8 protein-coding genes are annotated in these 12,289 nt (G+C 66.3%); 4 read left to right on the top strand and 4 right to left on the bottom strand.

The annotated features are described in order from the left end of the window. Positions 1–45 precede the first annotated feature (45 nt). The gene (locus TQ38_RS17400; protein WP_052505674.1) at positions 46–1,257 is read right to left on the bottom strand and encodes a DUF1624 domain-containing protein; all 1,212 of its coding nucleotides are present in this window, start codon (positions 1,255–1,257) and stop codon (positions 46–48) included. Between the two features lie 452 nt (positions 1,258–1,709). On the opposite strand from TQ38_RS17400, the gene TQ38_RS17390 reads away from it, so the two are divergent. From TQ38_RS17390 to TQ38_RS17375, 4 genes are all read left to right on the top strand, one after another. Then, on the top strand, positions 1,710–2,150 hold the full coding sequence (locus TQ38_RS17390; RefSeq protein ID WP_162792277.1) for a hypothetical protein: 441 nt from the start codon (positions 1,710–1,712) through the stop codon (positions 2,148–2,150). 90 nt (positions 2,151–2,240) lie between these two features. Next, complete coding sequence (locus TQ38_RS17385; RefSeq protein WP_043974968.1) at positions 2,241–3,494, top strand: TolC family protein; 1,254 nt, start codon at positions 2,241–2,243, stop codon at positions 3,492–3,494. After that, positions 3,494–4,759, top strand: a complete 1,266-nt coding sequence (locus tag TQ38_RS17380) for an efflux RND transporter periplasmic adaptor subunit (protein WP_043974967.1) — start codon at positions 3,494–3,496, stop codon at positions 4,757–4,759. Before TQ38_RS17385 ends, TQ38_RS17380 begins: the two co-directional genes overlap by 1 nt. Positions 4,760–4,787: 28 nt before the next feature. Further along, positions 4,788–7,925: a CusA/CzcA family heavy metal efflux RND transporter gene (locus TQ38_RS17375; protein WP_162792395.1), complete on the top strand. Its 3,138-nt coding sequence runs from the start codon at positions 4,788–4,790 to the stop codon at positions 7,923–7,925. Between the two features lie 47 nt (positions 7,926–7,972). Here TQ38_RS17375 and TQ38_RS17370 read toward each other — a convergent pair whose 3' ends face one another. The 3 genes from TQ38_RS17370 to TQ38_RS17360 are packed head-to-tail and all read right to left on the bottom strand — an operon-like array spanning position 7,973 to position 12,149. Beyond that, positions 7,973–8,902 carry a diguanylate cyclase gene (locus tag TQ38_RS17370; protein ID WP_043974962.1) on the bottom strand — a complete coding sequence of 310 codons (930 nt, stop codon included), beginning with the start codon at positions 8,900–8,902 and terminating at the stop codon, positions 7,973–7,975. Then, positions 8,899–11,730 (bottom strand): response regulator, encoded by a 2,832-nt coding sequence (locus TQ38_RS17365; protein WP_043974960.1) that lies wholly within the window; start codon positions 11,728–11,730, stop codon positions 8,899–8,901. The genes TQ38_RS17370 and TQ38_RS17365 overlap by 4 nt, the downstream gene beginning before the upstream one ends. Continuing rightward, positions 11,727–12,149: a hypothetical protein gene (locus TQ38_RS17360; protein ID WP_240198119.1), complete on the bottom strand. Its 423-nt coding sequence runs from the start codon at positions 12,147–12,149 to the stop codon at positions 11,727–11,729. Before TQ38_RS17360 ends, TQ38_RS17365 begins: the two co-directional genes overlap by 4 nt. Positions 12,150–12,289 lie beyond the last annotated feature (140 nt).

The raw sequence follows: 12,289 nt of genomic DNA, 5'->3' as shown, positions 1-12,289 counted from the left end.
GCCGGGCCGCTCACACCGCCTTTCGGCCTGCGGCCCGGCCGGGCATCACAGGTATTTCAGCCACCAGATATCCTTGCGGCGCTGCTTCAGACCGGCGAACCAGCGGGTGGGAATATACAGCGGCACTGCCAGCAGCGCGACCCAGATCCACACGGTGGCGACGTTGTCCACGCCAAACGCCGTGCCCTTGTTCGCGCCGTAGATCGCCAGGGCAACGAGGTAGATCGCCTTGAGGACATAAAGGTGCAGCAGGTAGAAGAACATCGGCGCGCCGCCCAGCATGGCTAGCATCGGCATCGTCCTATGATCCTGCACCTTTTCGAACAGCGCCATCATCAGCGCCCCGAACCCGATCGTGGGCATCAGGAACAGCAGCGAAGGGGGGTACTTGGTCAGCGCAAGAAAACTCATCACCGTGCGAAGCGGGGTTTCGGCGTGAAACCAGGGCTTGTCGCCATAGACGTTGGCGAAGCGGATCAACACGAAGCCCAGGATCAGTCCAGCGCCCAGCATGGTCAGGCGGCGCATACGCAGGGCCGGGTCGGAACCCTTCGCGAACCACGGGCCAAGCGCATAGCCCAGCGCGATCAGGCCGATCCACGGCAGCACCGGATACGTGGTCTTGGCGATCATGCCGCCGCCAAGCTCGATGATCGCGCGCTGGTGCAGGATAGCCCAGAGCGGATAGAACGGTTGCTCCGGCGTCAGCACGATACCGTCGAGCAGGTTGTGGCCGCACACGATGACGAGGCCGAAGGCGATCATGGCTGCGCGCGGCAGATAGATCAGGGCGGCCAGGGCGATCATGCAGATGCCGATGCACCAGATGACCTGCAACCAGAACGTGCTGGGCGGGAACTTGGCAGTCCATGCAAAGCCGACGAAGGTCAGCTCCAGAAAGATCAGGAACAGCCCGCGCTTGAGCAGGAACGCGGAAACTTCCGCCTTGGTATGCGACTGTCCGTAGAGCCAGGCGGACAGGCCGGTGAGCGCTACGAAGACCGGCGCGCAGAACGTTGATACCAGGCGGGTGAAGAACAGCGCCGGATCGGCCGTGGCGGCGTCCACCGGATCGGTGACCTGCATGTGCAGGAACCAAGTTTCACGCACATGGTCGACTAGCATGAACAGCATGACGAGGCCTCGCAGCGCATCGATCGCAATCAGGCGGGTCCGCGCCGCGGCGGGATTGGCCGGGCTTCGGTCCTTGTGCGCGGCGCCTGGCCAATCGCTGCTGGCTATGGTTCCTGATGCCATTCGTAATTCCCTTCGTAGTCCCTGCCGGGACCGGACTTCCCGCCGGCGGCCACCCTGGAGGGGGCGGCCGAGAGGCATTATAGAACGATGCGCGAAGCGGCGTGTGGTGATATACTATATCATCGCTTATCCATACTCGCAGGTTGGCGCCAGCCCGAATTTTTGCGGAGCGCGCAATTTCTGCATCGTGCTCATGGCGGACCCCCTATGGTCGTCGCTTCCCGGATGCGGAGGTTTCAAGCCTTCCGTCTTCCTTGAAAAAGCTATCCTCAAGGCCGGAGGATTTATGCCGAAGATGGGCGGCGGATAGGCGCGGCCTGCCTCTCTGGGCGGCAATGACGGCATGATGCGCTGCTAACCTTGGAATCCGGGGCTGATTCTCCCCGTCATTTTATGCCGCTCTTTCGCTGCGACAGCCGTTCGGGTTGCGGGGAGCACGCGGAGGCTATAGCGTGATGGATGTGACGGTAACGCCATGCCTTTCCATCAGCCGCCTTTGCGTGATGCTGTGCCTGTTTCTGGTACTGCTTTCGGCTGCGGTGCAAGGGGTGAGCGCGTCGGATCGTATCCAGCATGACATTCCCGGCGAAGTGCACGGCGCGCACCATCACGAAGGGCTTGGCGCGGTCACGCTGGACGGCGCCGATATTCACATAGATACCGCCGCCGACGAAGCGCAGGCCGAAAACGAGCGCGACGCCGAAGGCACCGTGCCCGCGCATCACCATCATCATGCCGATCATGGATCGAGCCTGCCGGCGCTTCATGGCGCGCAGTCGGCGGACATGGCTGCCTCATCTTTGCGGCTCGGCATTCCGCAGGTTGCCGCCGTTCCCGGCCAGACCGTGCACGCGCCCGAGCGCCCTCCGAAGACTTTGCCCTCCGCAGCCTGACCGTCCGCGCTTCGCCTGTAGGCGCGGACTTTTCTACATGCCTTTTAGCGGGGGCTTTTCATGTCCACTTGCCTTTCGAGGTGCGCCGCCGTGCGCACTGCGCGCCGGCTGTCTATTGGCGCCGCGTTTCTTCTCCTGACGGCCAGCCCGAACGTGCTGGCCCAGACCCTGAACCTTGCCGATGTGCTGGCCCGCGCGGCGCAGGCCGATCCCAGCGTCAGCGCTACCGCCGCGCGCATGGAAGCGGCCGAAGCCGGGGTGCGCCAGGCCGGGGTGCGCCCTCTCGACGCGCTGGCCTTCGATGCCGAGAATTTCGCCGGCACTGGCACTTACCGTCCAGCCAACATGGCCGAGACAACGCTATGGTACGAACGTACGCTGGAGCGTTCGGGAAAGCGCGATTCGCGGATCGACGCGGCGCGTTCCGAACTGGGCGTCATCCACCAGCGCGGACGACTGCGCACGCTGGACCTGTTGGAGCGGGTCGAGGAGGCCTGGGTCGATGCCCTTGCCGCCGAGGCCGCCATCGGCGTCGCCGAGGAACACCTGCGCTCCACCCAGGCGGTAGAGGGTGAAGTGAAGCGCCGGGTTTCGGCCGCGCTCGACCCGCTGTTCGCGGCGCAGCGCGCGCGTACCGACGCCGCGCAGGCACGCATCGCCCGCGATCAGGCGGTGCAGGCGGCCCGCATCGCGCGTGACCGGCTGGCCCTCTACTGGGGCGGCGCGGGTGACTTCACGCTCGACAAGGCCGAGTTCGAGGCGGCGGTAAACCTCGTCGGTCCACCGGCGCAGGAAGCGCCTGATCTCGACCTGCTCAATGCAGAGCGGGATGCCGCCAGCGCGCGCGTGCGCATGGAGGACGGCAAGGGCACCCCCGACCTCACCCTGAAGGGCGCGGTGCGGCATCTGGCGCAGTACGGCGACGTGGCTCTGGTGGTGGGCGCTTCGATCCCGATCGGCACACGCCGGGCAAACCGCGCCAATGTCGAACGCGCCATGGCCGAGCAGACCGCTGCGGAGGCCGAACTGGCGGTGTCGCGCATCGAGCGCGACCGCGAAATCGCGGGCCTTGTCGCCAACCGCGAAGCGACGGCGAGCGAGATCGGGCGGATCGACCGCGAAGTGCTGCCCGGCGCCCGCCGTTCGGTATCGCTGATCCAAGACGGGCTGCGGCGCGGGGGCCTTGCCTTCACCTACCTTGAGGCTGCCAACGCGCGCGAAGTGGTCACCCAGGCGCACCAGCACCGGATCGAACTGCTGCGCCGCTACCACCTTGCCGGAGCGCGGCTGGACCGCCTGACCGGCCGCTACGCTTCCCTTCTTTCCAGCGCGGAGAACCGCTGATGACCCCGAAATATCTGCTGCGCACCGGCCTGCCGCTGTCCCTCATGGCCGCCGTCACCCTGCTGTCCGCCTGCGGCGGCAATCCCGAAACACCCACGGAGGAAGGCGAAGGCCACGAAGCGGCCGAGGAAGAATTCGAACGCGGCCCCCATCGCGGGCGAATGCTGCGCGACGGTGATTTCGCCGTTGAGGTGACCATCTTCGAAGACGGCGTGGAACCCGAATTCCACGTCTATGCCTACCGGGGCGGCAAGCCCGTGGCACCTTCCCAAGTCAAGCTATCGGTTGAACTGAAGCGTCTTGGCGGGCGGGTCGATCGCTTTGCCTTTGCACCTCAAAGCGATTACCTCAAGGGCAATGGCGCGGTGCGCGAACCGCATAGCTTCGACGTCAAGGTCATGGCGTCCGAAGGCGGACGCAGCCATAGCTGGGCCTATGCCTCCTACGAAGGCCGCACGACCATCTCCGCTGACGCCGCACGCGCTGGCGGTGTGAAGGTGGAGAAGGCCGGCCCCGCCGACCTGGCGGAAATGGTCGACGTATCGGGACGCATCGAGATCACCCCGGAAGGCAAGGCGGAAGTGCGCGCGCGCCTGCCTGGCGTCGTCACCTGGATGCGCGGCGAGCTGGGCCAGAAAGTGTCGCGCGGGCAGGTCCTGGCGCGGGTGGAATCGCAGCATTCGCTCATCACCTATTCCGTCACCACCCCGATCGGCGGCGTGATCATCGAGAAGAATTCGAATATCGGCGGGGTTACCGGAGACACCCCGCTGTTCGTCGTCGCCGATCCGAACAAGCTGCACGCGGAATTCTTCATCTATCCGCGCGATGCCGAACGCGTGCGCGCCGGCCAGCGCGTGGAAGTGCGCAGCCTTTCCGGCGACACCCGCCTTCAGGCCGAGGTGGAGGCCATCGTGCCGACCGCGGACCTCGTCAGCCAGACGCTGATGGCCCACGTCCACCTGCCGGAATCGGCCAACCAGTCGTTCCGTGCCGGGATGGGCGTGGAAGGGTCTTTCGCGGTGGGTGAACAGGCAGCGCCGCTGGCCGTGCGCACCGGCGCGATCCAGCGTTTCCGCGACTTCGAGGTGGTCTTCGCGCGCGTGGGCAACACATACGAAGTGCGCATGCTCAAGATCGGCCGGCGCACCCCGGAATGGACCGAGGTACTGGGCGGGCTGGAACCGGGCACCGAATATGTCGCCGAGGGCGCCTTCCTGATCCGTGCGGACATCGAGAAGTCGGGGGCCAGCCATGACCACTGATACCGCCATACCCCCCCGCGGCGCGCCTCTGCTGGAGCGCATCATCGCCGCTGCCATCCGCTTTCGCTGGGCAGTCATGGGCACGGTCCTGGTGCTGTGCGCGCTTGGCGTGTGGAGCTTCAATGCCCTGCGCATCGATGCCACGCCCGATATCACCAACGTCCAGGTCCAGATCAACAGCGAGGCGGAAGGCTTCTCTCCGCTGGAATCCGAGCAGCGCATCACCTTTCCGGTGGAAACGGCCATCGCCGGTCTGCCGGGGCTGCAATATACCCGTTCCGTCTCGCGCTATGGACTCAGCCAGGTGACGGCGGTGTTTGCCGATGGCACCGATATCTACTTTGCGCGCCAGCTCATCAATGAACGCCTGCAAAGTGCGCGTTCGCAGCTTCCCTCAGGGGTCGAACCCGAAATGGGGCCGATCGCCACGGGTCTGGGCGAAATTTTCATGTACACGGTGGAGGCCAAACCCGGCGCCCGCAAGGCGGACGGTTCGGCCTATACGCCCGAAGACCTGCGCACGCTGCAGGACTGGGTGATCCGCCCGCAGCTGCGCAATACGCCGGGCGTCACCGAAGTGAACTCCATCGGCGGTTTCGAGCGGCAGTACCACGTCGCCCCGCTGCCCGAACGCCTCTCCGCCTATGGCCTGACGCTGGGCGACGTGGTGCAGGCGCTTGAGCGCAATAACGCCAATGTCGGCGGCGGCTATATCGAACGGTACGGCGAGCAATACCTTGTCCGCGTGCCGGGACAGGCAGCGGGGATAGACGACCTCAAGGGCATCATCGTCACCGCACGCGGCGGCATTCCGATCCGCGTGGCCGACATCGCCGACGTCGGCATGGGCGAGGAACTGCGCACCGGCGCAGCGACCGAGGACGGCAGGGAAGTGGTGCTCGGCACCGTCTTCATGCTGGCGGGAGAGAACAGCCGCGTCGTCTCGAAGGCTTCGGCAGAGCGCCTTGCGGTGGCGGCAAAGGCGTTGCCTTCGGGCGTAGTCGCCAAGCCGATCTACGACCGCACCAATCTGGTCGAACGAGCCATCTGGACGGTCGAGAAGAACCTGCTGGAAGGGGCGCTGCTGGTCATCGTCGTGCTGTTCCTGCTGCTGGGCAACGTGCGCGCGGCGTTGATTACGGCGGCCGTCATTCCAGTCACCATGCTGATGACCATCACCGGCATGGTGCGGGGCGGCGTTTCGGGCAACCTGATGAGCCTTGGGGCGCTGGACTTCGGCCTGATCGTCGACGGCGCGGTCATCATCGTCGAGAACTGCCTCAGCCGCTTCGGCGAGGCGCAGCACCGCAAGGGCGGGCTACTGTCGCGGGAGGAGCGCTTCGGCCTTGCCGCCTCGGCGACTTCGGAAGTGATCCGCCCCTCGCTGTTCGGGGTGCTCATCATCGCGCTGGTCTACGTGCCGATCTTTGCGCTGACCGGCGTGGAGGGCAAGATGTTCCACCCCATGGCGATCACAGTCGTCATGGCGCTAAGCGGCGCGCTGGTCCTGTCGCTGACCTTCGTACCGGCGGCGGTGGCGCTGTTCGTCACCGGCAAGGTCGAGGAGAAGGAAAGCGCGATCATGGTGCGCGCGCGCCGCTTTTACGAACCGGCGCTTGGCTTTGCCCTGTCCCGGTCGAAGGCCATGGTCGGGATCGCGGCCGGGCTGTTCGTGCTGGCGGGCTTTGCCACCACGCGGATGGGCTCGGAATTCATCCCGAACCTCGATGAAGGCGACATCGCGCTGCACGCCCTGCGCATTCCCGGCACCAGCCTGACCCAGGCGGTACGGATGCAATCGGCGCTGGAAGCGCGGCTGAAGCGCTTTCCCGAAGTGGAGCGGGTGGTGGCCAAGATCGGCACGGCGGAAGTGGCCACCGATCCCATGCCGCCTTCGGTCGCGGATACCTTCGTCCTGCTCAAGGACCGCAGCGAATGGCCGGACCCGCGCAAGCCCAAGACGCAGCTCGTCGCCGAGATGCAGAAGGCGGCCGAGACCATCCCCGGCAACAATTACGAGTTCACCCAGCCGATCCAGATGCGCTTCAACGAACTGCTTTCGGGCGTCCGCGCGGATGTGGCAATCAAGGTGTTCGGGGATGATATCGACACGCTGCACGAACTGGGCCAGCGCATCGAGAAGGTCGCCGGCGGCATCGAAGGCGCCGCCGACGTCAGCGTGGAGCAGGTGACCGGCTTGCCGGTGCTGCAGATCACGCCGGACCGGGCGGCGCTGGCGCGGCTCGGGCTCAATGTCGGCGATGTCCAGGATGTCGTCTCGATCTCGATCGGGGGCACGCAGGCGGGGCAGGTCTTCGAAGGCGACCGCCGTTTCCCGATCATCGTGCGCCTGCCTGAGAACATCCGCGAGCGAGCCGACGAGATCGGCCGCCTGCGTGTGCCCTTGCCGGCCATCGGGGAAGGTGCGCGCGGGTTCGTCCCCCTGCAGGATGTGGCCAAAGTGGAAGTGGTGATCGGCCCGAACCAGATCAGCCGCGAGGACGGCAAGCGCCGCGTGGTGGTGACGGCGAACGTGCGCGGCCGCGATCTCGGTTCGTTCATCGAGGAACTGCAGGCGAAAGTCGGCGGCGAGGTGGAGGTGCCAGCAGGGTACTGGATCAGCTATGGCGGCACGTTCGAACAGCTGATCTCAGCGGCGCAGCGGCTGCGGCTGGTGGTGCCGGCGGTGATGCTGCTGATCTTCGGCCTGCTGTTCGCGCTGTTCCGTTCGGCCAGGGATGCGGGCATCGTCTTCTCTGGCGTCCCGCTGGCGCTGAGCGGGGGCGTTGCCGCGCTGCTGCTGCGCGGGCTGCCGCTTTCGATCTCGGCGGGGGTGGGCTTCATCGCCCTGTCCGGCGTCGCGGTGCTCAACGGCGTGGTCATGCTGGCCTTCATCCGCGAACTGCGCGCAGGCGGGGCAGCGCTGGAAGACGCCGTGCGTCAGGGCGCGCTCAGCCGTCTGCGCCCGGTGCTGATGACTGCGCTGGTCGCCTCGCTGGGCTTCGTGCCGATGGCCTTCAACGTCGGCGCGGGCGCCGAAGTGCAGCGGCCACTGGCGACCGTGGTGATCGGCGGCATCGTCTCATCCACGATCCTGACGCTGCTGGTGCTGCCCGCGCTCTACCGGCTGGTGCATCGCCGCAGCGGTGAGGCACCGGCTACCTGACGGTCCTGCCCGGTGCTTCCCGCGCAGAGAGGCGCCGGGCCAGGCGTTCAGGTCGGGCAAAATTCGGCGCTGTTGTCGAATTCGGCCACGGTGATCCGGTTTCGGCCGCCGTGCTTGCTCTGGTAGAGTTGCCGGTCGGCGTGGCCGATCCACTGGTCCGCCGCCATGCCGGGCAGGCACCGGGCGCTGGCCACGCCGATGCTGACGGTGATGAAGGGGCTGATCTGCGAGCGTTCGTGCGGAATGTTGAGCGACTGGACCTGCAGCTTGATCTCCTGGGCCACCAGTTCGGCCCCATGCGGGTCGGCGCCGGGCAGGATGCAGGCGAATTCCTCGCCGCCATAGCGGGCCGAGATGTCCGAGGCGCGCTTGACCGCCCGGGTCAGGGCAGAAGCCACCATCGAGATGCAGAGGTCCCCGGCGGGGTGGCCGTACGTATCGTTGAACTGCTTGAAGAAATCGATGTCGATCATGATGACCGAAAGCCAGTCCCCGGTGCGGGCAAGACGGGCGGTCTCGGTGTGCAGCGCCTTTTCCAGCTGACGGCGGTTGCTGAGGCCGGTCAGCGCATCGGTTACGGCCATGCTGGCGAGCTGGTCGCGCAGGCGCTTGAGTTCCACATGGTTGCCCACGCGGGCGCGCAGGATCGCGGGCTGGATGGGCTTGGTCACATAGTCGATCGCGCCCAGTGACAGGCCGCGCATCTCGTCCGCCGTATCGCCCAGTCCGGTGGTAAAGATCACCGGGATGTCGGCCAGCAGCGGATCGGCCTTCAACTGGTGGCAGACCTCGAAGCCGTCGATCCCCGGCATCAGCACGTCCAGCAGCACGAGGTCGGGCAGGGTGGTCCGCGCCGTTTCCAGCGCCTGTTCGCCGGAGGTGGAAAAGCAGACTTCGTAGTCGTCCTCCAGCACGGCGTTCATGATCTCGATGTTCGAAATCTCGTCGTCGACGATCAGGATGGTGGCCCTGGTCACGAGGTGGCTCCTTCAGGGTCGGCAAGGCGCATGTCGGCTTCCTCGGCGTCGATCAGGGTGAGGGCGGCGCCATAGTCCAGCTTTTCCAGCGCCTGGAACACGCCGTGGCGGGCGCGTTCTTCCTCGGACAGGCCGATTGCCTGGGCAAAACGGGTGAAGCCTGCCCGCGCGCCCAGGCTGCGGCGCACCACCAGTTCGCGCAGTTCCGCCCGCGTGCGCTGCGCCGCTTGTGGGTCCAGCGCGGGGGCAGCGACGGGCGCCGTTTGTGCGGAGCCGCCGGTCAGGCTGCGCGCAGCGGTGATGGCGGGGTGCAGGTGGACCTGCAATTCGGCGATCGCGCTGCCTGCCTGCTCGGTCTCACCGGCCGCCAGCAGTCGTTCGAGGTTCGAAGCGGCGTCCTGAAGCGCGGGAAGCTCCAGCGATCCGGCAACGCCCTTCAGGCTGTGCGCAAGGCGCCGGGCGTCGGGCAGCAGGCCTGATGCGATCTGGCCGCGCAGTTCATCCGGGGCATCTGCATAAGTCGCGGCGAAGGTGACGATCAGCTTGTGCAGCAGCGATGCCTTGCCGTTGACGCGCAGCAGGGCGGCCTGAAGGCCGAAGGGCGGCAGCGTATCAGGCAGCACCGCGCCTTGCGGTTTCGGGGGCGCGGGCGGTGCGGGCGTAACACTGGGGCGCTCCGCCTTCAGCCAGCGGTCCAGCGTGCGCATCAGCATGGCCGGGTCTACCGGTTTGGCGATGTGGTCGTTCATGCCGGCGGCGAAGCAGCGCTGCTTTTCTTCCTCATAGGCGTGGGCGGTCATGGCGATGATCGGGAGCCGGTCCGCTGGCCAGCTTTCGCGGATCACCCTGGTCGCACTGACGCCGTCCATTTCGGGCATCTGGACGTCCATCAGCACGCCCGCATAGGTCTCGCCGTGATCGCGCACGCGCTCGCAGGCGATGCGGCCGTTCTCGGCGATGTCTACCTGAAGCCCGGCGTCGACCAGCAGTTCGGTGGCGATCTCGCGGTTGATCTCGTTGTCCTCAACCAGCAGCAGGCGCAGACCGCGCAGGTGCGGGGCGACCATCGGCACCGTCTCTGCGGCCGGAGCGTCAGGCTGCACCGACGCGGCGTTGGACGAGACAATCTCGGCGATCGTGTCGAGCAAGGTTCGCGGCACCACGGGTTTGGTCAGGAAGGCGGCCACTTCCGCGCTGCCCGGGCCCATCACGAAATCGTCGGCGCCGTAGGCGGTGATGATGATCGTGCGCGGGCGGGCGCCCTTGTAGACCGCACCATGCATTGCCTCCACCGTCTGCATCCCGTCCATGCCGGGCATCTTCCAGTCCAGCAGCACGAGGTCGTATGGCTTTCCGGCATCGTCCGCCGCGCCAACCGCGCCCAGCGCCTCGTCGCCCGAGGCCACGAGGTCCAGCGGCAGGTCCCAGCCCGAGAATATGTCCTGCATGATCTGGCGGGAGGCGGGATTGTCGTCCGCTGCCAGGATGCGCAGGCCGCGGACCTGCGCAGGCACGTGAAGCTGGGCGGCATCGGCCTCGTCGTCCAGCGACATGCACATGCGGCAGGTGAAGGTGCTGCCCTGGCCGGGGGCGCTGTCGACCCGGATGCTGCCGCCCATCTGCTCCACGATCTGGCGGCAGATCGCAAGGCCCAGGCCAGTGCCGCCGAAGCGCCGCGTCGTCGAACTGTCGGCCTGGGTGAAGGAGTTGAACAGCGCGGCCTGCTGCTCGGCGGTCATGCCGATGCCGGTATCGCGTACCGCCAGCTGCACCATGATCTGGTCGTCCTGCTGGGCGCCGACATCCAGCAGGATCGTCACCGTCCCGCCTTCGGAGAACTTCACTGCGTTGCTGAGCAGGTTGAGCACGACCTGGTTGAAGCGCATCTCATCGCCCGCGAGGCGGTGAGGCACCTCGCCCGCGATCTGGGTCACCACCTTAACGCCGTTCGCCTCGGCATCGGCGGCGACGAGCTGGACCTGATTGCGGATGGCGCCGCGCACGTCGAAGAGGTGCGCTTCCAGCGTCAGCTTGCCTGCCTCGTTCTTGGAAAAGTCGAGGATGTCGTTGATGAGCCGCAGCAGCGAGACACCGGCGTGGTTGATCTTGCCGACATAGTCCTTCTGCCGCGCGTCGAGGTCGGTCCGCGCGACAAGGTGGCAGAACCCCAGGATCGCGTTCATCGGGGTGCGGATTTCGTGGCTCATGTTGGCCAGGAACAGGCTCTTGGCGCGGTTGGCTTCTTCCGCTTCGTGAGTGCGTTCCTCCAGCGCTTCGTTCTTGGCGAGGATTTCCGCGCCCATGCGCTGGTTGCGCTCGAAGCTCTCGGCCAGTCGGTCGCTCAGCCAAACCAGCACGGCGGCCTGAAACACGACGATGGCGGCATGGAGGATGACCCGGCCCAGATTGCCCTCGCCGGGGAATACCGCATAGGGCAGCAGGTAGAGCAGCAGCAGGTGATGCAGCGCCACTGCCGCTGCGGCGGTGAGGATCGCGCGCCGGTCGCACCAGGCGATCGTCAGCGCCAGCATGGCGAAGAAGTACATGTGCATGTCCATCTGCCAGCTATGGCCGCGCAGCAGGACAAGCAGGATCGCCGGCTCTCCCATCAGGGCGATGGCGGAAAGATAGCGCGTGGCGGGCGCTATGCCCCGGCTGCGCCAGAGCCAGTGATAGCTGCCCGCGAGCACGGCCCCGGCCAGCCCGGCGGCGATGGGCGAATGCCCGGTCAGCACCGCGACCATGGCAAGGAGGGGAACGTGGGCCCAAAAAAGCGCTACCAGAAAGCGCCCGAAGTGCAGGCGCAGCGTGTCCAGTTCCACGTTCACAAGGTATTCTCCGGAGATGAAGGAAGCGCGCATCCGGCCCGCGCAGGGACCGGCACTGCCAGCCAGGCCCCGGCCTTGCGCGCTGAGGCCGGGAAGTCCGGCTGCGTGGAATCTGCGATGACAAGATTGGAAAACAGCGCCTTGGCCGCCAGCCCGCCATCGGCCGCACGGATGAGGCGGACGGTCTGGCCCAGCGTCGATCCCGGCGGCGCCATGACCAGATACTGGCTTGAAGGCTGCCCGGTGTTAACCCACGCCATTCCCAGACCGCACAGGCCGATCAGGAGCAGCAGGGCGGCGGGCAGAAAGTCCGCGAACTTGCCGCGCACCGCAGGGATTGCGGGATCGGCATCGCCCGCCGCCCTGGCGGAAGCGAGCGGCGGAAGGTCGGATCGTCTAGTCAGGGCAGGCCAATTCATGCATCCGTTTATCGCGCAATAACGGTTTTTGAAGGGTTAATACTGAGTAAAATTTCCCCAGTTACTGGCGATGCCGTGGTATCCATTACAAAGCCGCGGCGCGGGCAGGCCTAAGCCGCAAGTATAGCGCACGGCGATGG

This window comes from Novosphingobium sp. P6W, from assembly GCF_000876675.2.
Classification (GTDB): Bacteria; Pseudomonadota; Alphaproteobacteria; order Sphingomonadales; family Sphingomonadaceae; genus Novosphingobium.
The sequence above is the reverse complement of the archived record's forward strand: the minus strand, read 5'-3'. Positions and strand labels throughout refer to the sequence as shown.